The following is a 19,990-nucleotide window of genomic DNA, read 5'->3' as shown; positions in this document are numbered from 1 at the left end:
TGCAGCGAGGCCGCCGCTACGTCTTGCATGCAACCGTGTGTCGCTCGACGAAATTGGTCGAGGAGAGCCCGTGCTCGATGAGGAGACGGTCCACGGACTTCACGTCCCATTCCTTGACGGTTCGACCCGCCAGCTTCGTCAGGAACCCCTCGAGTGCATCGGTGAGGCCGCTGAGCTTCTTAGGCGTGATCACTCGCGTCCCATCGGGTGGATGGATCCCCTCGTCGGGCTCGATGGAGGGGCCGACGAAGACGGGCGTTCCGGTGCGCATCGAGTACTCGCGCTTGAACCACTGTGCGCTGTGGAGTAGTTGCTCCGCGTCCTTCTTCGGGATCACCTTGTAGGCTGCCTCGTTCTTCGCCTCCACTACGAGGCTCAACGAGGGCCACAGGACGAGGTTGTCCGGTCCTTCCCCGAAGTCGTGCTCCGGGCGAGTCGAATCCGCGCCGATGAGCCCCAGAGCCTGGCAGAACGCCTCCTCGAAGCGATGGGCCGGCACGCCGAACGCGAGCGACGGCTTGAGCGCCTGGAACGCCGCGAGCAGACCATTTCCAGTCGCGTACGTGTCGTACGTCTTGATGACGACCGCGGCGACCTCCCAACGCCCGGGATCGAGGGGTCGAATCACCGTACCCGGTGGAGGGCGAAGCAGCCCCTTGTGCTTGTCGAACGCTGCCTTCTGGAGCTTTGCCGCCTCGCCGGGGTCCGACTCGAAGGTCAAATTCGCGAGAACCTGGAGGTACCCAGCGCGTACACGTTCGTCCAGATCAGCGAACCGCTGTGCGTCGTTGAGCGTCGTGAAACCTCCGGGAGCATCGCCATCGACCGCTGCGGTGATCGCCTTGCGCTCCGCTTCTGCGAGCCGGATCAGCGATGCGTCCGTTCCTGCGCCAACATGCGCAACGACCTCCTGCCGGACGCGCTGATCGTAGAAGGTCTTCCACCCAGCGTCGCGAGTCAGGCTTTTGCGGACCAGGTCCTGGAACGCATCTTCTGGCGAGCTGGACGGATCGTCGCTTGCCAGTTCCGCGAGTTCCTTTGCGAGCTGCAGCTGGATTCTCACGTCGGGGCTCATTCGGTCCTGAACGTCTCGCCTCGTGATGAAGCTCGCGAGCTCGGGCCCGGCGAGGACGCAGACGGCGTAGTCCGCATTCGATCTCACCGCACGCCCCATTCCCTGCTCGATCCTGTTCAGGGTGCGATTTCGAACGCCGCCGGGGAGCGCCGGGTTGCCACTGTCGTGCTGGTCGATGATCCCGCTACCGAACGGTACACCATCGAGGATCAACACGCGGCACGCGTCGTCGGGCAGGTCGATGCCGTCGTATCGTTGTGCAAACGCGGCGAACTTCAGGGTCCCCGCCTTGAGCTCGTCGACCACAGCGAGGATGTCGTTCGTAAGCGCGACACGAGCTCCGGCGGCTTCCCAGTCGCGCGCCTGCTTCTCCGACGAGCAAAGGACCACCACGTTGTGCTTCTTGGCACTCTTGGCAGCCCACTTCGTGATCCAGGCACGCTCCAGCTGGGTTCCGAGCAGAGACGGCGCGAGCACCATCCGCTCGCCGAGCCCGGTGTCGGAAGTGGGAACCACCGGTTTCTGAGCTGCCGCCGCGTCGCAACCGAGCTCCCTGACGAGAACGGAGTCATCCGCGAGCGTGGCTGACATGAACAACCGGTGCTCTGCGTCCGTGAATGCACGAACTCCGTCGACGAGCGGCACGAGAGGGGCGATCTCCACGCCGCGATCGCTCACGACGCAGCGGCACCACCGAAGTGCGTCGCGGAGGAAGGGCCAGCGAAACTTCACTCCGGCCGCCTCTGAGTGCTGCTGCAGGACGCCGCGGACGTCCTCCAGGATGCTGCGCCACCCCCAGTACGGGATCTCCATCACGGATTCCGGTCGGCCCGCTCGGATGTCGTCCCACAGACCAGGAGAAACAGCCCGACCGGGGCCGTCGAGGACGGCCATAAGCGCGTCGTACGGCTTCCCATCCGTCACGCGAACGGTGAACGCGTCACGTACCTCTTCGACGCCGGAGTGAACGTCGTCGAGAGCGATCGCGGCAGGCGTGAACGCAACCTCCTCACGGTCGAACGTCGTCAACGCGTTGAAGAGCTTGTCGTACGTGCAGACGATCACGGCCTGCGCGGCGAGGCACCGCGGGTGCGGGTGGCGCTCGCCCGCGGAGTATGCGTGCGCTTCGATCCCAAGTTTCGACGCCTCCGCGATCACCTGAAGAACGAGCTGGACGGTCGGGCACAGGTACACGACGGGCTTGGAGACCGCCCTCATGTACGACACCAAGTAGAGCAGGCCGACCGCCGACTTCCCGGTCCCCGTCGGCATCTTCAGCACGTGATCGTGTTGCTTCCGAGTCGCGTGCAGTGCTCGAAGGACTTCCTGCTGGGGAAGCCGTAGCGAGACGTGCGACGCCTTCCGATCGAGCTCACCGAAGATCTCGAGCGGATCGATCGACTGCGGCAACGGCTTCTTCTTTACGAGCTTGTTGAAGTCCACCACGGGCAGGCCCTCTCGAGGATGTCGGGAGACGGCGATCGTCTAGTCCGACAGCGCGTGCGAGTAAACATGCCTCTACCCCACGCGTGAGCGGTCTCCCCTCCGATCGGCCGATCGGGAACGGACCTCTCCGTGAGCGATCCGCTCGACATCTGAGCGTCACGGCCGCGCCGAGGCGACTCCACAGAACTCGCCAGGACACGGCCCAAGTTGCGGCAAGATTCCGTCAAAATCGACGTGACCCGTTCGGGTAAAGCGAAAGGCCTCACGGTCAAGTCACCGTGAGGCCTTACGTTTTGGCGGGCCCTAGAGGATTTGAACCTCTGGCCTTCGGATTCGTAGTCCGACGCTCTATCCAACTGAGCTAAGGGCCCATGAAGCCTATTCGACTGTGCCGGCCGCGATGCGCTGGGCCGGGTTGCCGCACGACTGACTGGCGGAAAGGGAGGGATTCGAACCCTCGATACAGGTCACCCCGTATACTGGTTTAGCAAACCAGCGCCTTCGGCCTCTCGGCCACCTTTCCGAACCCTCGTTCTCCTTCACCTGGCGGAGGAGGAAGGATTCGAACCTTCGGAGGGCGTGAACCCTCTGCGGTTTTCAAGACCGCCGCCTTAAACCGCTCGGCCACTCCTCCGAATCCGTCCTCGTTCCGAAACCTTGCCAGCGGGCGCCTTCCGGCGCGCGCGAGCGGACGGCCCATATACGGCACCGGCGAGCGGGGATCAAGGGGAGAAGCACGGCGGCGGGTGGGAGGCGAGGGGAGGGGCTCGGGTCCCTCGATTTCGCGTAACGGCGGGCGGTTCGGAGGAGGGGTCCCTCGACCTCGCTCGGCCTGCGGCCTCGCTACGCTCGGGACGAACGGAGCAGGGGAGGGCAGGCGCCCGCTACCTCTCCACCCCCCTCGGAAACGCCTGCGCCGCGATGTGCTCGAGCCCCCCCATGTACGGCCGGAGCGCCTCGGGCACCAGGACCGTCCCGTCCGCCTGCTGGTACTGCTCCAGGATCGCCACCACCGTCCGGCCGATCGCGACCCCCGAGCCGTTGAGCGTGTGCGCGAGCCGGGGCTTCCCGCCCTCGCCGCGGTAACGCACGCGGATGCGGCGCGCCTGGAAGTCCTCGCAGTTCGAGACCGAGCTGATCTCCCGGTACGCGTCCTGGCCCGGGCACCACACCTCGATGTCGTAGGTCTTCGCGGACGAGAAGCCCATGTCCCCCGCGCACAGGAGCGAGACGCGGTGGTGGAGGCCGAGGCGGCGCAGCACCTCGCAGGCGTCGTCCACCATCTTCTCGTGCTCGGCGTAGCTCTCCTCCGCGTTCGCGAACTTCACGAGCTCCACCTTGTGGAACTGGTGCTGGCGGATGAGGCCGCGGGTGTCGCGGCCGGCGGCGCCCGCCTCGGCGCGGAAGCACGGCGTCCACGCGCAGTACGAGATCGGCAGCTGGTTCGCCTCGAAGATCTCGCCCCGGTGCATGTTCGTCACCGGGACCTCGGCGGTCGGGATGAGGTACAGCGGCGACTCGCCCTGCGTCTTGAAGAGGTCCTCCTCGAACTTGGGGAGCTGCCCGGTGCCGGTCATCGTCTCGGCGGTCACGAGGTACGGCGGCAGGATCTCCGTGTACCCGCGGCTCGCGTGCACGTCGATGAAGAACGCGGCGAGCGCGCGCTCGAGCCGGGCGGCGGCGCCCTTGTAGATCGTGAAGCGCGAGCCGGAGAGCTTCGCGGCCTGCTGCCACTCGAGGATCCCGAGCGCCTCGCCGAGCTCCCAGTGCGGCCTCGGCGTGAAGTCGAGCTTCGCCTTCTCGCCCCAGGTCGAGACGACGCGGTTGTCGTGCTCGTCCTTGCCGTCCGGCACCGACTCGTGCGGCGGGTTCGGCACGAGCAGGAGGAGCCGCTCGATCTCCGCCTCGACCTGCCCGAGCTCCTGCTCGGTCGCCTTCACGGTGTCGCCGAGCGCGCGCAGCTCGCCGCGCGCCTTCTCGCCGGCCGCCTTGTCGGTCCGCATGAGCTCGCGGATCCGGCCGTTCGCGTCGCTCTGCTCCTTCTTCTGCTTCTCGAGCAGCACGTTCAGCTCGCGGCGGCGCGCGGCGAGCGGCTTCACGGGGGCGATCGCCTGGACGGCCGCCTCCCCGCGTCGGGCGAGCTTCCTCTCGAAGCTCTCGAAGTCCTGGGCGACGGCCCTGAGGTCGAGCATGGTGATCCTGTCTCGCCCCGAAAAGGAGCGTGAAATCGGCCGGTAGGAGTAGCTTTTAACTTCTGTGCGGGCAAGGGGTCTCATGAGCCGTGGCCCGCGCGAACGGCATGCCTGACGACGGAGACAGGACGCGACGACCGGCGTTCCGGGTGCTCCCCGGCGGCGCGGCGCGAGCGTCCCCGGGCGAGGGCGCTCCCGACGACGCGCTCCTCGCTGCGTTCCTCGTCGGCGACGACGACGCGTTCGGCGACCTGGTCCGCCGCCATGAGCGGCTCGTCCTCTCCATCGTGCGTCGCTACGCGCGCACGCCGGAGGACGCCCGCGACCTCGCGCAGCGCACCTTCCTGCGCGCCCTCGAGGCGGCGCGCCGCACGCTCCGCCGCGGCGAGCGCGAGGGCTTCGCCTTCCGCCGCTGGCTCGTGCGCATCGCCGTGAACCTCGCGAAGAACCACCTGCGCGACGAGCTGCGCCTCGGGCGCACCTCGCTCGAGGCGCTCGGGCCGAGCGAGGCCCACCCGGCCGTCGCGGTCGAGGCGCTCGAGGAGGCGGAGCGCGCCGCCGCGGTCCGGGCCGCCGTCGTCCGCCTGCCGCGCCGCATGCGCGAGGTCCTCACGCTGCGCGTGGACGCGGAGCTGCCGTTCGCCGAGATCGCCGACACGCTCGGCATCAGCGAGAACGCCGCGCGCGTGAGCTTCCACCACGCCACGCGAAAGCTGCGCGCCGCGCTCGCCCCGGAGGGCCAGCCATGAGCTCCGCGCCCGCCTGCAGCGAGTACGACGTGCTCCTCTCGCTCCACGCGGCGAACGCGCTGCGCGGCGAGGAGCGCGCCCGCCTCGAGGCGCACCTCGCGAGCTGCCCGGCCTGCCGCGACGACGTCGAGGCGAGCGCCGAGGTGCTCCGGCTCGCGCGGCTGCCGGAGCCCACCCCGGCCGAGCGGCGCGTCCTCGCCGACCTGCCGGAGCGCGCCGTCGAGGCCGTGCGCCAGGGCGAGCGGCGGCGCGGCGTCCTCCGGCGCATCGCGTTCGCGATGGGCGCGGTGGCGGCGCTCTCGCTCGTGCCGCTCCTGCCGTTCGTGACCGGGGAGCGGCGGCCGCAGCTCGGCGAGCTGCCGCGGGTGAGCGACGTCGCCGGCCACTCCGGCACGGCGGTCGAGCTGCGCGGCCCGGCGCTCGCGCTGGGCGGGGCCGCCGGCGACCGCGACCACCCCGAGCTCGCCTCCGCGTCCGTCGCGGGGGCGGGGCAGGCGACGGCCCAGGTCCAGGCGGCGTCGTGGCAGGAGCCGGATCCCGATGAGCTCTGGGAGGACAGCTCGGTCCTCCAGTCCCTCGCCGAGGGCGAGGAGACGACGTTCGCGGCGGAAGCCGCGGTGCAGTGAGGCACGGCCACCCCGGCCGCGGCCCGTTCGACAAGGAAGGGAGAGACGTATGAGGAAGCTCCTCATCGCGGCACTCGTGTTCCCGCTCGCCGCCTTCGCGCAGGCGGGGCAGCCGCAGAAGCAGCAGCAACCGCCGCCGAAGCCGGGCGGCGCGCAGCAGGCGCAGCCGCCGGGCCCGGGCCCTGGTGCCGGCCCGATGCGCGGGCAGGGGCGGGGCATGGGCATGGGCCAGCCCGATCCGGAGCGGATGGAGCGGCGCATGCGCGTCGCGCGCACCCTCGGGCTCGCCGAGGCGCTCGACCTCGAGCCGGCCGAGGCGGTGAAGCTCTCCGACCAGCTCGCCAGGTCCGACGAGAAGCGCCTCGCCGCGCACAAGCAGCTCATGGAGGCAAACCAGACCCTGCGCCGCGCGGCGTCGGGCGAGAAGGTCACCGCCGCCGAGGTCGATCAGGCCATCCAGCGGCTCTACGCCACCCGGGGCCAGCTCGAGTCGATCGATCGCGACGCGACGCAGGCGCTCGTGAAGGACCTCACCCCCGACAAGCGCGCCCGCGCGGTGCTCTTCCTCGAGCGCTTCCAGCGGCGATTCGGGCACGGCCCCGGCCCTGGCATGGGGATGGGCATGGGCGGCCGCGGCATGATGATGCGCGGTGGCGGCATGGGGATGCCCGGCATGGGCATGGGCGCCGGAGGGATGGGCGGCGGGATGGGGATGGGGATGATGGGCGGTGACTGCCCGAACCCGAACTGTCCGATGAGCGGGCCGGACGGAGACGACGACAACTAGCTTGCGGTCCGGAGTCTCCGCGCCCTCTTCCCGCGAGCAGCGGGGAGAGGGCGCTCGTGTCTGGGCAGCTTGGCGACGAACGCGAAAGACGCGGCAGCGGAAGGTGAGGCGGCGTCGTGTAGTGCGGCAGAGTGTCACACACCCACGCGATATCGCCCACCTCCGCCTCCATTGGAGAGTGCCAAGCATCCCCGCAGTTCGGAGCACTCCCTCGCATGCGCCTCGCCGCACTCGTCGTCCTCGCCGTCCCCTCCCTCTCTCTCGCCGCCGACCCCGCCATCATCCTGAGCCCGAGCGCCGGGGACCTCACCGAAGGCTCGCTCCAGGTGACCGTCCAGCTCTCGAAGGGCTTCTATGATCAGGTCCTCGTCCCGAACCCGCTCGCCGACGCGCAGCTCGCGGTCGTCGTGGACGGCTGCAGCACGCAGACGTTCTCGATCCAGAACGCGGCCGACGTGACGCCCGTCGCGAGGAACGCGCAGGGCAAGCCCGTCGGCGGCTGGCTCTGGAACGTCAACGCGGACCTGTCCGGCTGCAACTGCACGACGGGCAACGTCCGGACGCACCACTGCGACGGCTGCGGCCGCTCGTTCGACACCTGCAGCGGCGGCTCCGCGGCGTGTGCGCCGAAGAACGTCACGCTCGTGCTCACCGCCACGAACAAGCCGGGCAACTCCGCCTGCACCTCGTCCTCCTACGAGGGCCAGCTCGTGTGCAGCGTGGTGGGCGTGACGCTGCAGCCTGTCGAGGGCGCCAGCAGCGAGCAGTGGGTGCCCGCCAACTTCTGGGACACGACGAGCGGCACCCCGGTGTGCATCTCCCGCTCGAACAGCGGCATCCGCGGCCCCGCCTGCAAGCCGGTCGAGAATCAGGGCGGGAACGCCTGCCAGTAGGCGCCACGGCGCCGTCTTTGGGGGAGCCCCGTCCGTAAGGCGGGGCTCTCGCCTTTGGCGGCCGGGACGAGTCGAATCCGGCGGAGAGCGACGAATCGACGCCCCGGCCGGTCGCCCCACGCGCCACCGCGCCCGATCGCCATTATCCTTGCGGCGCGCATGTCCCCGACCGACCCTCGTCCCACGCTGGCCGTCGTCACCGGCGCATCTGCCGGCATCGGCGCCGCCCTGGCCCGCGACATCTCCCGCCGCGGCCGCCCCGTGCTCGCGATCGCTCGCCGCATCGAGCGGCTCCAGACCCTCGCCGCCGAGGCGCGCGCGCTCGGCCAGGCCGAGATCATCCCCTTCACGGTCGATCTCGCCCGGGAGGGTGCGCCCGAGAAGGTCGCCGAGGCCGCGCGCGAGCACGGCGGCGCCGCCTGGCTCGTGAACAACGCCGGCTTCGGCGCCTACGGCCAGTTCGAGCGGCTCGACCCGGCCCGGGTGCGCGAGATGATCCGGCTGAACTGCGAGACGCTCGTCCTCCTCTCGCACGCGCTCCTGCCCGACCTGCGCGCCGCAGGCGACGGCGTCCTCCTCAACGTCGCGTCGGCCGCGGCCTTCCAGGCGACGCCCTACATGAGCGTCTACGGCGCGACGAAGGCGTTCGTGCTGTCGTTCTCGGAGGGGCTCGCCGAGGAGCTTCGCGGCACGGGCGTGTACGTCGGCGCCTACTGCCCGGGGCCCGTCTCGACCGAGTTCGGTGAGGTCGCCGGGGTCGGGAGCCGCTTCGCGCGCGTGCCGGGGCTGCTCACCGCCGACGAGGCGGCGCGCGAGGCGCTCGCGCAGATCGAGCGGCGCGCCGTCGTCCACGTCCCCACCGCCGTCTACCGCCTCACCTCGACCGCCGTCCGCTTCATGCCGCGCGCGGTCGTCCGCCGTCTCGCCGCGCTCGCGCACCGGGAGGAGAAATGAGCCGCCGTTCCCCGAAGGACCGCGATCGCGACCGCGACGCCGCGCAGGGCATTCCGCCCGCGTACGAGGGCGCCGAGGTGCTGACCGCGCTGCTCGCCCGCGCGGGCTCGCGCCACGACGCCGCCGAGGTCGCCGAGGCGTTCCGGCGCGCGCAGGCGGCGGGCGAGCCGCGCTCCGCGGTGATCCCGGGTGTCTTCTCCGGCGAGCCGCACTTCGCCTCGCCCGACGAGGCGCGCCGGCTCTACGCGAACCTCTTCGGCCTGTGGGCGCGCGTCGCCGCGGGCGGCGGCCCCGAGGAGGAGTCACCGCCGCCGGCGAACGTGGTCGCCGCGCAGGAGCCCCTGCCGGAGCTGCCCGACCGCGGCTCGCAGAGCGGCACCGAGCTCGCGCCCGAGCTCGTGGAGGCCGTCTGGCGCCATCTCGCCGCCCAGGCGCCGCGCGAGGTGCAGCGCCGGCGCGATCGCTTCATGAACGTGCAGCCCGACCTCGTCGCCTGGCTCGAGGCCGCGCCGCTGCCCGAGTCCGGCGCGGGCGCCGCGCAGGAGCTGGCGTTCGAGACCTGGGTGATGTTCGACCAGGCCTTCGGCGATCGCCTCGCCGCGGTGGACTTCGGCGCGCTGCGCACGCTGGAGCAGGAGCCCGCCGCGCTCGAGTCGTCCCAGCCGGCCCTCGCCTCGTACGTCTCCGAGCAGCTCGATCTGCTCGCGGAGGACGACGAGACGTTCACGCCCGAGGCGCGGGCCCAGGTGGAGCGGACGCTAGCCACGGTCGCCGGGGCGCTGGAGGGGGCGGTGAGCGAGCTGTCGTGACGGCATAAGCGCCGCCGCGGAGCCGCTGAACGTTGCTGCTCCGGGGCAGCGCCGTCAGTTGTAGAGCGCGAGCGTGGCCAGGACCGCGGCGACGCTGAGCGTCGCGGCGAGCGCGCGCGTCCTCGCACCCCACGCCGGCTTCAGCAGGAGGAGCGGGGGAGCGAGGATCGCGAGCTCGAGCGCGGCGGCGAGCCCGTTCCGGAGCAGGAACCCGGCCGACCGGTATCCCTCTGCCGACCGCGCGTAGTACGCGATCGGGAGGAGGCGGACCGGCGCGAGGAACCCGCGCTCGTCGAAGGGCGCGAACGGCCGGATGGGCGGTCCGGCGCCCATGAGGAAGTCGAGGAGCAGGTGCGACAGGGCTGCGACGAGCAGCACGGCGAAGAGCCGCCCCAGCGGAGCGCGCACGAGCGGACGCGCCGCGAGCGCCAGCAGGCCCGCCGACGCCGTCGCGAACAGCAGGCTGTGCGAGAGGCCGCGGTGCGACGCCGCCCCCGGCCCGCACAGCAGGAAGAGCACGTCGAGGTCGGGGAGGAGCGCAGCGGCGATCGCGAGCGCCACGACCGCGCGCGGACGCTCCGCGCGGAGGCGATCGCCGGCAGAGGCGGCGACGACGGCGGCGGCGAGCGAGTGTCCGACGAAGGTCGACATGGTCAGTACCGGAGGAAGCCGACCGCGAGCACCCACGCGGTGACCGTCGCGGAGAAGATCGCGCCGACGGCGGGGTTGCGAGCGGCGCGGTCGAGCAGCGCGCTGACCACGGCGCAGAACGCGCCGATCGCGACGACGAAGAGCGTGAAGCGGCCGAGCCGCGGGCCCGCGAGCGGGAGCACGGCGGCGGCGGCGCCATACAGTACCGCCACAGCGGCTGCGGTGCGCGCACGGGGCCGGACGCCGACCTCGTCCGCCCCCGCGTGACCGACCACACCCTGCACGAACGCGAAGAAGGGGAAGAGCGCCGCGGCGAGCACGACCACCGCTGCGCGCCGCTCGGGGGCGGAGTCGAGAAGCGACACGTGGTACAGCTCGCGGTCCACGCCGGCGAGCGCCGCGACGTACACCAGCGCCGCCGCCAGGAGCGCCGGCGGCAACGCCCGGACGAGTTGCTGCGCTCCCGGTCCCGGCGCCCGCCTCCACCGCGCGAGCGCGAGCGCGTTCGCGGCGACGCCGGCCACCGCGAGCAGCGACGCCACGCGCTCTCCCTCCCCCAGCCGCACGAGCGCGAGCGGCGTCACGGCGTGCGCCGTGAGGAGCCCGATCCCGATCGCGAGCACGCCGATCGCGACGAGCCACGCGCGGCTCGCCACGGGCGGACTGCTCGGCTCGGCCGCCGAGGCGCACGCGCCCGCCCGTGCGACGAGCACCGAGAGGAGGACCGCCCCCGCGAGCGCGAGGAGCGCGAGGGCTCCGGCGAGGCGCGGCGTCACCACGGCCGCGGCAGGGTCGGCGGTCGGGCGGAGCGCGGGCTCGAGCCAGGCGAGCGTGTCGCGCATCACCGCCGGGCTGACGAGGAGCGAGAGGTGGTCCGCTCCGGGGACCACCTGCCAGGCGCGCGCGTCGCGCCGCGCGAGCTCACCGCTGCGCTCGCCTGCCCGCTCGAGCGTGCCAGCGGAGGCGTCGCGCAGCATGTCCTCGGCGAATCCCGCGATGAACCCGTAATCGTGCTCGGCGGTGACGACGAGCAGGTTGCCGGTGGCGGGCGAGAGCCCGCCCTCGTAGCCCGGCCCGATCATCACGAGCGTGGGGCGCCCCGGGTCCTGGCCCGCGACGCGGGCGAGGACGCTCGCACCGTACGAGTGGCCCACGAGCCCGACGCGCGCTCGCGCCACCCCGCGCATCGCCGCGATGGCGTCGAGCGCCTCCCGCGCGGCAGCGACCGCGCGCGCGTCCGAGTAGGGCTCGCGCGAGGCCCCGTGGCCAGGCAGGTCGATCGCGTAGGCGTCGACCCCGCTCGCGGCGAGCCGCCTCGCCAGCGGCACCATCATCGACTTGTTGCAGTGGAACCCGTGCACGAGGAGCGCGACGGGCCGCGCGCGATCGGGGACGCCGCGCGTCACCTCGAGCACCGGCACGCGCGAGGGCGAGGGGATCACGAACGCGTGCACCTCGACGGCGCCCCCCATCGCGCGCCACACGACGGGGGCGGAGAGCAGCGCGAGCCCCACGAGCCAGGCGGCGACGAGACGCGCGCCCTGGCGAACGCGCCGTGTCCGAGCTTCCCCGTCGAGCGTGTCCGCGGTCCCTTTCATCGCTCAGCGCCCGCTCAGTACACGAACGGCAGGAGCCGCCAGCGCGTGCGCGCCTTGTAGGCGACGTACTCGGGGTCGCGCGACAGGACGGCCTCCTCGCCGGCGATCCGGACGACCTGTGCCGCGAGCGCCGTGAGCGCGATGCCGACGTTCCAGGCCGTGAAGTTGCTCGTGAGGTACCCGGCGTGCGTCACGACGTAGGAGGCATACAGCGGATGCCGTACGAGGCGGTACGCTCCGCCCGAGCGCACGCCACGATTCGCCGGAAGGAGCCCGAGGCTCCGATTGAGCGAGAGAACGCCGCTGACGCCGAGCGCAGTCCCTGCCGCCTGTACGATCTGCCCCACGAGCACGTCTTCGGCGCCCGGGGCGGGCCGCAGGAGCAGGGGCAGGAACGTACCGGCGAGCGTGCTCGCCCATGCCGTGAGCGAGGTCGAGCTCGCGGAAGCCTGGCGACGAGCGACGAAGAAGAGCGCGAACAGCGTCTCGAGCAGCACGAAAAGCAGGACGCTCGCGCGGGGCTGGCTCCGGAACTCCTGCAGGTGCGAAAGCGCAAACGCGGCGTACAGGACGGCGAGAGAGAGGTTCGTGAAGGCGGTCGCGAGCCCCGACGAGGTGATCCGGTCGCGCATGCGGTCGGATGCTAGCACGGAGGCTCGCACTGTCGGTCCGAGGCCCCCGAGCGAGTGCGACGCGCCCGTGCGCCGAGGCGCCGGGAGGGGGCAACGCGTCGCACCGCTGGGGTTCGCTCGTCTGGTGTCCGGCAGAGAACGAGTGCGTTTAGGCCTGCAATCGAAGCGATAAGCATTCGCTTCGACCCCCTCAGACATCCGTCTCGCACGAGTGTCCCGCGGACGCCCGACTTCCGGTGGAAAGCAATCGTCCGCAACTCGGCAAAGCGACCGAAGGCACGAGGGGGAAGCTGCCGAGCAGGACCTTCTACGCGGACCGAAGCAGCACGCACCGATCCGTGACCGCGGCCTGCAGGGGAGTGGAGCCCACGCGAATTTCCCGGCGCCGGGGGCGCTCCGGGATCGCTCCGTGCGCCTGGCTGGGGGCGCGCGCGAGCACGGTGAAGCCAGCGGGTGCGGTGTTCATGCGCGACGGAGACCGCTCGCGCGACGTGAAAGGGGCAATCCGATGAAGCAGATGCTGATGAAGCTGTGGAACGACCAGGAAGCGCCGACCGCCGTCGAGTACGGGATCATGGTGGCGCTCATCGCCGTCGTCATCATCGTGGCCGTGCAGACGCTCGGTGGAACTCTGAACACCACGTTCACGACCGTGAACACCAAGATGACGCCGGCGGCGTAGCCGAATCTTCTCGGGCGCCGGCCGAGGGACACCCCGGCCGGCGCGAGAACCATGACCTACCCTGCCTCCCTGTTCGCACTCCTGAGCGCACTGCTCGCGATCGCCGCCGCGTCGGATATCGCGCGCCACCGGATCTCGAACGAGGTGGCCGTCGCGGTCGCCGTGGGCGGTCTCTCGGCGCAGGCGGTGGTCCACGGGATGCTCGCGGCGGGGACGGGACTCGCGGCGTCGGTCATCGTTGCGGCCGTGATCTGGCCGGCGTGGTCGCGCCGGATGATCGGCGGAGGCGACCTGAAGCTCGCGGCCGCCGCGGCCGCGTGGGTCGGCCTGGGGCGCCTCCCGACGTACCTCGTCTCGGCGGGGGTCGCGATGGGGATGCTCGCGTGCCTCGCCTATGCGACGTCTTCGCTGCGCGCGCGCTCAGAGATGCGCGGCAACGTCGTCGCGCTCGCGCTCGGCACCAACGTCGCGGGCGTGCCGCTCACCGCGGAGCGGGGCCGCGTCGTCGTCCCCGCAGGAGCAGCGTTTGCGGTGGGCGCGCTGTTTGCGCTCGTCAGCGGAGGGACGCCGTGACCGCCTCGAGATCTCGCAGCGAGCGCGCGCGCGGTGCCGCTGCGGTCGAGTTCGCGCTCGTGCTGCCGGTCCTGATGCTCCTCTGCCTGGGCGCCATCGAGTGGGGTTTCCACTTCTTCCAGCGCGAGATCATCGTCAACGCCGCCCGCGAGGGGGCGCGCGCCGGCAGCATCGCCGACACCGACGCGGCCGGTGTCGCGGTGGCGCGGGCTCGCGAGTACCTGTCGGTCGCGGGCATCAACGCCGCCACCTGTACGGTCGACATTCCCGAAGCCGTCCTGTCCGTTCGGGTGACGGTCGACTGTCAGGGCGGCTCGTTCACGCTTTTGTTCAACGACCTCATGCCGGCGCGGATCGTCGCGACGGCCGAGATGCGCCGCTGAGCGGTCGCAGCAGGGGGAATCGACGATGACGAGCTCGGGCGCTGGGGATCGGGCGAGCAACACCCTGAGGCGGGCGGCGGAGCGAGGATCGCGCCGCACCGGCCTGCGCGCGGCGCTCTTCCTGGGGCTCGCGGCGATCGCTGCGATCGGAACGGCCTTCTTGTTCACGCGCTACCTGGAGGCGAAGGCCTCGGCGGCGCGGCTCCCGACCGCGAAGGTCGTCGTCGCGGCGGTGGACATGCCCTCGGCGACGGCGCTCAGGGCGGAGTCGCTCGCCGTCATCGACTGGCCGGCGGGATCGACGCCCGAGGGCACCTCGTCCGACGCCGCCGCTCTCGTCGGCCGGGTCGTCACGTCGGCGGTCACGAAGGGCGAGCCGATCCTGGAGAGTCGGCTCGCCCCGCCGGGCACCGCCGCCGGCCTCGCGGCGATCCTGCCCGCGGGCATGCGCGCCGTCGCGGTCCGGGTGGACGACGTCGTCGGGGTCGCCGGGTTCCTGCATCCCGGGGATGCGGTGGACGTGATCGTGACGATGAAGCCGTCGGACGCCTCGACCCAGCCGCCGATGTCCAAGATCGTCCTCCAGAACGTGCGCGTGCTCGCCGTCGGCAAGGAGGTCGAGCGCGCGGACCGCAACTTCGACAAGGCGATGCCCGCGACCGTCGCGACGCTCATGGTCGACGGCGAGCAGTCCGAGAAGCTCGCGCTCGCAGCCACGAAGGGCCAGATCCTGCTCAGCCTCCGGAGCGGCGCGGACGATGACATGCTCTCGACCCCGGGGATCACTCCCCCGATCCTCCTCGCGGGCGGACGCGAGCCGGAGCGTCCGGCTGCGCCAGCGGCGACGCCGCCCGCGCCGGGCACCAAGGTTACGCCTGTGTCCTCGCGCCACCGCGCGCGCGCATCGGTCGTCGAGGTGAAGCCCGCGCCTGCCGAGAAGCAGACCGTCGAGATCCTCCGCGGCGACGTCTTCGAGCGCCGCGACTTCGATAAGGAATCGCGCCAATGATCCTGCATCGCGCCCGCGCTCTCCTCGTCACGCTCCTCGTCGCCGCCGGGCCCGCGGCAGCGCAGGATCAGGCGCATGCGACGCCTGCGCTCCGCATCGATCGCGAGATGGGCGCCGCCCGCGAGATGACGCTCGAGGCCGGGCAGAACCGGCTCCTCATCCTCTCCGAGCAGATCGGCCGCATCGCGGTCGCGAACCCCGACGTCGCGGACCTCAAGGTCGTGACGCCGACCCAGGTGCTGCTCACCGCGAAGGGTGTCGGGACGACCGATCTCACGCTCTGGAACCGCGACAACCAGCCGCTCGTGATCGCGCTCCAGGTGGGCCGCAACCTCGAGGCGCTGCGGAGTCAGGTGAAGCAGCTCTTCCCCGGCGAGAACGTGAACATCAGCGCGAGCGGGGATCTCGTCGTGCTGTCGGGACAGGTCACGGACGTTCGCCTGCCCGAGCGCGTGGCCGAGGTCGCGCGGCTGCAGGCGGAGAAGGTCGCGAACCTCATCCAGGTCTCGGGCGTGCAGCAGGTCCAGCTCCAGGTCAGGTTCGCGGAGGTCGCGCGCTCGGGCCTGCGCGAGCTCGGCGTCAACTTCTTCCACAAGTCGGACGACTTCAAGAACGTCGCCGGGTTCTTCAGCAACCGCACCTTGCCGGGCGACTTCCTCAACACGAACCAGAACCCGTCGATCCCGGGCACGGGCCCGCGTGGGCTCGCCGGAAACGGCTTTCCGCCGGACGTGCCGGCGGGGAGCTTCCAGAACGCGTTCTCGGTGTTCCTGTCGCACATGGGCGACTTCCCGTTCAGCGTCATGCTGAACCTGCTCGAGCAGAACAATCTCGCGAAGTCGCTCGCCGAGCCGACGCTGGTCGCGCTCTCGGGCCAGGACGCGCGGTTCCTGGCGGGCGGCGAGCTCCCGATCCCCCTCTCGTCCTCGTTCGGACAGACCTCGGTCGAGTGGAAGCGGTTCGGCATCCAGCTCCAGTTCACGCCCACTGTGATCGGCGACGCGATCCACCTCTCCATGAAGACGGAGGTGAGCGACATCGATCCGAGCCTCGCCGTCACGATCGCGGGGACGAGCGTCCCCGGCCTGACGTCGCGCCAGAGCGAGACCAGCATCCGCCTCGCGGACGGCCAGAGCTTCGCGATCGCGGGGCTCGTCGCGGACCGGATCCGCTCGCAGGTGGCAAAGTTCCCGTTGCTCGGGTCCGTCCCGATCGTGGGGGCGCTGTTCCGGTCGCAGGCGTTCCAGCGCGACGAGAGCGAGCTCATCGTCGTGGTGACGGCGCACCTCGTGAAGCCCGTCGCGCCTCACGAGCTGCCGCCGCTCCCCACCGAGTACGAGATGAACGACCCAGGCGACCTGCAGTTCTACCTGCTCGGAAGCCAGGGAACGCGGGCCGAGCTCGCCGATCGCAAGCAGCCGGCGAGCGCCGGGCGCGGGCCCTCCGGGCAGAGCGGCTTCAGCCAGTGAAGGGAGCGACCATGGATCCGATCCCGTTCTACGTCACTGGTCTCGAGGCGAGCGCACAGAGCGCGCTGCTCTCGTCGCTGGACGATCTCCCCCTGCGGAACGTCAGCGACGTCGCGCGCGCGGTCGCCGAGCCCGGCAAGCCGGCGATCGCGGTGGTGGGCCTGAACGGCGACCCCGAGACGGCGTTCCGCTCCATCTCCGGACTCGCGGCGAGCGGCGTGCGCGTCGCGGTCGTCGGCGAGTCGAAGGACCCGGACCTCATCCTCCGCGCCATGCGCTCCGGCGCGCGCGAATACGTCGTCGCGGGCGAGGCCGAGCGGCTCGAGGTGGCCGTCCGCGCGCTCGTGCGTCCCACGCAGACGGGGGCGACGAGCTCGGTGACGGCATTCTTCCCGGCGAAGGGCGGCATGGGGGCGACGACGGTCGCCGTGAACGCGGCCGCGGCCGTCGCAGCGAGCGGCGCGCGCGCGTGCCTCGTGGACCTCGAGCTGCAGCTCGGGAACGCCATGTCGCTGCTCGACCTGCAGAGCACCTACACCGTCTCCGACGTGCTCGCGAACCTGCGCCGGCTCGATCGGGACCTGCTCGACAGCTCGGTCGCGAAGCACCGCGCAGGGATGAGCGTGCTCGCGCAGGGCGAGCGGCTCGACGAGGCGGACAAGATCGACGCGCCCGCGGTCACGCAGCTCGTCGGGTTCCTGCGCCAGCACTACGGGAGCGTGCTCCTCGACGGGCTGCACGGCTTCGACGAGCGCTCGCTCGCCGCGCTCGACGCGTCCGACCGCGTCGTCGTGATCGTGACGCAGGAGGTCCCGGCGGTCCGGAACGCCCAGCGCACGGTCGAGATCTTCCGGAAGCTCGGGTACGACGACGCGAAGCTGCTCCTCGTCGTCAACCGCTACCAGGCACGCTCGAACGTCACGCGCGAGGTGATCGCCGACACGGTCGGGCTACCGGTCACCGCGACCGTCGCGAACGACTTCGCCCTGCTCGCGAAGGCCGTCGGCCGCGGCGCCACGCTCGCCGAGGTGGGCCCCCGCGCGCCGATCACGCGTGACGTCGCGGCGATCGCCGCGCTGCTCCGTCCCGACGGTCCGAAGTCCGCCGCTCGCGCGCCGTGGTGGCGGCGGCTGACGGGAGGCGCACATGGGACTCGGTGAGCGGCTGCGCCAGCGCGCGAGCTCGGCGAGCCCCGCCGCGGCGACGGCGCTCGCGCCGGAGTCCGCTCCCGAGGTGTTCCACGACCTGAAGACCGAGCTTCATCGTCGCATCATCGACAAGCTCGACCTCCAGGCGTTCGAGCGGCTTCCGCCGGAGCGCCGCAGGGACGAGCTGCGGGCTGTGCTCTCAGGCGAGATCGGCCGGTCGGAGCTGCCGCTCAACCAGCTCGAGCGGGAGCGCATGGTGGGGGAGCTCCTCGACGAGCTCACCGGCCTCGGGCCCCTCGAGCCGCTCCTCGCCGACTCGACCATTTCCGACATCCTCGTCAACACCTACTCGACCGTCTATGTCGAGCGGCGCGGCAAGCTCGAGCTCACGCAGGTCCGCTTCGGCTCGAACGGCCACCTGCAGCAGATCATCAACCGGATCGTCGCCCAGGTCGGCCGGCGCGTGGACGAGACCTCGCCGATGGTGGACGCTCGCCTCGCCGACGGCTCGCGCGTGAACGCGATCATCCCGCCGCTCGCGATCGACGGCCCCATCCTCTCGATCCGCCGCTTCGGCGTCTCGCCCCTCAAGGTCCGCGACCTCGTCTCGAACGGCGCGCTCACCCCGGAGGCCGTCGGCTTCCTGGGCGCCTGCGTCAAGGCGAAGCTGAACGTGCTCATCAGCGGCGGCACGGGCGCCGGAAAGACGACGCTCCTCAACGCGCTCTCGTCGTTCATCCCCGACTCCGAGCGCATCGTCACCATCGAGGACTCCGCCGAGCTCCAGCTCCAGCAGCGGCACGTGGTGCGGCTCGAGACGCGCCCGGCCAACATCGAGGGGAAGGGCGAGATCCTCGCGCGCGACCTCGTGAAGAACGCGCTCCGCATGCGCCCGGACCGCATCGTCGTCGGCGAGGTCCGCGGCGGCGAGGTGCTCGACATGCTGCAGGCGATGAACACGGGCCACGAGGGCTCGATGACCACCGTCCACGCGAACACGCCGCGCGACGCGCTCTCCCGCATCGAGGCGATGATCGGCATGAGCGGCGTGCCGCTCAGCGAGGGCGCGACCCGCGCCACGATCTCCCGCGCGCTCAACATCATCGCCCAGCTGAACCGCGGCACCGACGGCCGCCGCCGCATCATGTCGATCGCCGAGATCACCGGCACGGAGGGCGCCGCGATCACGATGCAGGAGATCTACCGGTTCGAGCAGCGCGGCGTGGATGCGACCGGCAAGGTCATCGGCGAGTTCATCCCCACCGGGATCCGGGCCCGCGCCATGACGCGGATCGCGCAGTTCGGCGTCGACCCCGCGGCCATCGCCGCGCACGTCCTGGAGGAGCGCTGATGCGCGAGCTCCTGTTCGCGGCCATCGCGTTCGGCATCTTCGCGGCCGTCGAGGCGATCTATTACGGGCTTCAGTTCGTCGGCGACCGCCGCCGGGCCGAGCTCCGCCGCCGCCTCCGGGCCATCGGCAAGGAGGGCGCGCTCGACGCCGAGCTGCTGCGCCGCGGCCGCATCGCGCGGCAGGCCTGGGCGGAGGGACTCATCTCGCCGATCCCGGGCGCGCGGTCGATCGAGCAGTTCCTCGAGCAGGCCGACTCGCGCTGGACGGTCGCGCAGCTCTTCGCGATCTCCGCGGGGGCGGCGGGGACCGGCGTGCTCCTCGGCCTCGTCCTGCGGCTCGGGGTGCCGGTCGCGCTGCTGCTGGGCGTCGTGGGCGCCGGTGCGCCGCTCCTGTCCGTGCTCTCCGCGCGCAGCCGGCGAAGCCGCAAGGTGTCCGAGCAGCTGCCCGAGGCGCTCGAGATGATGGCCCGCTCGCTGCGGGCCGGGCACGCGCTCACCTCTGCGTTCCAGGTCGTCGCCGGCGAGATGCCGGAGCCGGTCTGCATCGAGTTCGCGCGCTCGTACGACGAGCAGCGGCTGGGGCTCTCGCTCGAGCAGGCAGTCCTCCACATGGCGGAGCGCTGCCCTGGCAACTCGGACGTGAAGATCTTCGCGGTCTCGGCGGTGATCCAGCGGGAGACCGGCGGAAACCTCGCCGAGATCCTCGAGAAGATCGCGGACACCATCCGGCAGCGGTACCGCTTCTACGGCAAGCTGCGCGCGCTCACCGGGGAGGGCCGCGCCTCGGCATGGGTCCTCGGCGTCCTGCCGATCATCGTCGCGCTCGCGGTGTCGGTGATGAACCCGGGATACCTGCGCACGCTCGCCGAGAACCCGTCCGGACACTGGATCGTCGGCTACGCGATCGCGAGCTGGGCCGCGGGGATCGTGTGGCTCCGGAGCCTCACGCAGCTGGAGGTCTAGC

General features: G+C 71.5%; 19 protein-coding genes and 3 tRNA genes. 14 read left to right on the top strand and 8 right to left on the bottom strand.

Annotated elements, in window-relative coordinates; genetic code table 11:
- Window positions 1-16 precede the first annotated feature (16 nt).
- The 5 genes from MLV88_RS10875 to serS all read right to left on the bottom strand — a co-directional run bounded on the left by MLV88_RS10875 (window position 17) and on the right by serS (window position 4,713).
- Window positions 17-2,518, bottom strand: a complete 2,502-nt coding sequence (locus MLV88_RS10875; RefSeq protein WP_242343588.1) for a DEAD/DEAH box helicase — start codon at window positions 2,516-2,518, stop codon at window positions 17-19.
- Between the two features lie 297 nt (window positions 2,519-2,815).
- Window positions 2,816-2,892 (bottom strand) — tRNA-Arg (locus MLV88_RS10870).
- 60 nt (window positions 2,893-2,952) lie between these two features.
- Window positions 2,953-3,044: transfer RNA gene (locus MLV88_RS10865), tRNA-Ser, on the bottom strand.
- 21 nt (window positions 3,045-3,065) lie between these two features.
- Window positions 3,066-3,155: transfer RNA gene (locus MLV88_RS10860), tRNA-Ser, on the bottom strand.
- Window positions 3,156-3,405: 250 nt separating this feature from the next.
- Window positions 3,406-4,713 (bottom strand): serine--tRNA ligase, encoded by a 1,308-nt coding sequence (serS, locus tag MLV88_RS10855; RefSeq protein ID WP_243337483.1) that lies wholly within the window; start codon window positions 4,711-4,713, stop codon window positions 3,406-3,408.
- 107 nt (window positions 4,714-4,820) lie between these two features.
- On the opposite strand from serS, the gene MLV88_RS10850 reads away from it, so the two are divergent.
- The 6 genes from MLV88_RS10850 (at window position 4,821) to MLV88_RS10825 (ending at window position 9,531) form a co-directional block, all read left to right on the top strand.
- Window positions 4,821-5,462, top strand: a complete 642-nt coding sequence (locus tag MLV88_RS10850; RefSeq protein ID WP_242333395.1) for an RNA polymerase sigma factor — start codon at window positions 4,821-4,823, stop codon at window positions 5,460-5,462.
- Window positions 5,459-6,088 (top strand): zf-HC2 domain-containing protein, encoded by a 630-nt coding sequence (locus MLV88_RS10845; RefSeq protein WP_242333397.1) that lies wholly within the window; start codon window positions 5,459-5,461, stop codon window positions 6,086-6,088. Before MLV88_RS10850 ends, MLV88_RS10845 begins: the two co-directional genes overlap by 4 nt.
- Before the next feature lie 49 nt (window positions 6,089-6,137).
- Entirely contained in the window at window positions 6,138-6,875 is a 738-nt protein-coding gene (locus MLV88_RS10840) for a hypothetical protein (RefSeq protein WP_242333399.1), read from the top strand.
- Window positions 6,876-7,090: 215 nt separating this feature from the next.
- Window positions 7,091-7,768 (top strand): hypothetical protein, encoded by a 678-nt coding sequence (locus tag MLV88_RS10835; protein ID WP_242333400.1) that lies wholly within the window; start codon window positions 7,091-7,093, stop codon window positions 7,766-7,768.
- A gap of 159 nt (window positions 7,769-7,927) precedes the next feature.
- Complete coding sequence (locus tag MLV88_RS10830) at window positions 7,928-8,722, top strand: SDR family NAD(P)-dependent oxidoreductase (protein WP_242333402.1); 795 nt, start codon at window positions 7,928-7,930, stop codon at window positions 8,720-8,722.
- A complete protein-coding gene (locus MLV88_RS10825; protein WP_242371150.1) occupies window positions 8,719-9,531 on the top strand; it encodes a serine/threonine-protein kinase in 813 nt (270 codons plus the stop codon). The genes MLV88_RS10830 and MLV88_RS10825 overlap by 4 nt, the downstream gene beginning before the upstream one ends.
- 54 nt (window positions 9,532-9,585) lie before the next feature.
- Here MLV88_RS10825 and MLV88_RS10820 read toward each other — a convergent pair whose 3' ends face one another.
- From MLV88_RS10820 to MLV88_RS10810, 3 genes are read right to left on the bottom strand one after another with little or no spacing between them, the layout of a single operon-like run.
- The gene (locus MLV88_RS10820) at window positions 9,586-10,182 is read right to left on the bottom strand and encodes a metal-dependent hydrolase (protein ID WP_242333406.1); all 597 of its coding nucleotides are present in this window, start codon (window positions 10,180-10,182) and stop codon (window positions 9,586-9,588) included.
- Between the two features lie 2 nt (window positions 10,183-10,184).
- Complete coding sequence (locus MLV88_RS10815; RefSeq protein ID WP_243337482.1) at window positions 10,185-11,780, bottom strand: alpha/beta fold hydrolase; 1,596 nt, start codon at window positions 11,778-11,780, stop codon at window positions 10,185-10,187.
- 14 nt (window positions 11,781-11,794) lie between these two features.
- The gene (locus tag MLV88_RS10810) at window positions 11,795-12,412 is read right to left on the bottom strand and encodes a methyltransferase family protein (RefSeq protein WP_243337481.1); all 618 of its coding nucleotides are present in this window, start codon (window positions 12,410-12,412) and stop codon (window positions 11,795-11,797) included.
- 508 nt (window positions 12,413-12,920) lie between these two features.
- Between MLV88_RS10810 and MLV88_RS10805 the strand changes: the two genes are divergently transcribed.
- From MLV88_RS10805 to MLV88_RS10770, 8 genes are read left to right on the top strand one after another with little or no spacing between them, the layout of a single operon-like run.
- Window positions 12,921-13,094 carry a Flp family type IVb pilin gene (locus MLV88_RS10805; RefSeq protein WP_242343579.1) on the top strand — a complete coding sequence of 58 codons (174 nt, stop codon included), beginning with the start codon at window positions 12,921-12,923 and terminating at the stop codon, window positions 13,092-13,094.
- A 51-nt stretch (window positions 13,095-13,145) separates the two neighbouring features.
- Window positions 13,146-13,667 carry a prepilin peptidase gene (locus MLV88_RS10800; RefSeq protein WP_243337475.1) on the top strand — a complete coding sequence of 174 codons (522 nt, stop codon included), beginning with the start codon at window positions 13,146-13,148 and terminating at the stop codon, window positions 13,665-13,667.
- Window positions 13,664-14,050 (top strand): TadE/TadG family type IV pilus assembly protein, encoded by a 387-nt coding sequence (locus MLV88_RS10795; protein ID WP_308197553.1) that lies wholly within the window; start codon window positions 13,664-13,666, stop codon window positions 14,048-14,050. The genes MLV88_RS10800 and MLV88_RS10795 overlap by 4 nt, the downstream gene beginning before the upstream one ends.
- A 25-nt stretch (window positions 14,051-14,075) precedes the next feature.
- Entirely contained in the window at window positions 14,076-15,059 is a 984-nt protein-coding gene (cpaB, locus tag MLV88_RS10790; protein ID WP_243337473.1) for a Flp pilus assembly protein CpaB, read from the top strand.
- Window positions 15,056-16,528 carry a type II and III secretion system protein family protein gene (locus MLV88_RS10785; protein WP_243337472.1) on the top strand — a complete coding sequence of 491 codons (1,473 nt, stop codon included), beginning with the start codon at window positions 15,056-15,058 and terminating at the stop codon, window positions 16,526-16,528. The genes cpaB and MLV88_RS10785 overlap by 4 nt, the downstream gene beginning before the upstream one ends.
- An 11-nt stretch (window positions 16,529-16,539) precedes the next feature.
- Window positions 16,540-17,688 (top strand): AAA family ATPase, encoded by a 1,149-nt coding sequence (locus tag MLV88_RS10780; RefSeq protein WP_243337471.1) that lies wholly within the window; start codon window positions 16,540-16,542, stop codon window positions 17,686-17,688.
- Entirely contained in the window at window positions 17,675-19,027 is a 1,353-nt protein-coding gene (locus MLV88_RS10775; protein ID WP_243337470.1) for a CpaF family protein, read from the top strand. The genes MLV88_RS10780 and MLV88_RS10775 overlap by 14 nt, the downstream gene beginning before the upstream one ends.
- Window positions 19,027-19,989, top strand: a complete 963-nt coding sequence (locus MLV88_RS10770) for a type II secretion system F family protein (protein ID WP_243337469.1) — start codon at window positions 19,027-19,029, stop codon at window positions 19,987-19,989. Before MLV88_RS10775 ends, MLV88_RS10770 begins: the two co-directional genes overlap by 1 nt.
- Window position 19,990: the final 1 nt, after the last annotated feature.

The organism is Anaeromyxobacter soli, from assembly GCF_022808855.1.
Lineage (GTDB): Bacteria > Myxococcota > Myxococcia > Myxococcales > Anaeromyxobacteraceae > Anaeromyxobacter > Anaeromyxobacter soli.
Note: the sequence above shows the minus strand (reverse complement) of the source record. Positions and strands in the feature narration are given on the sequence as shown.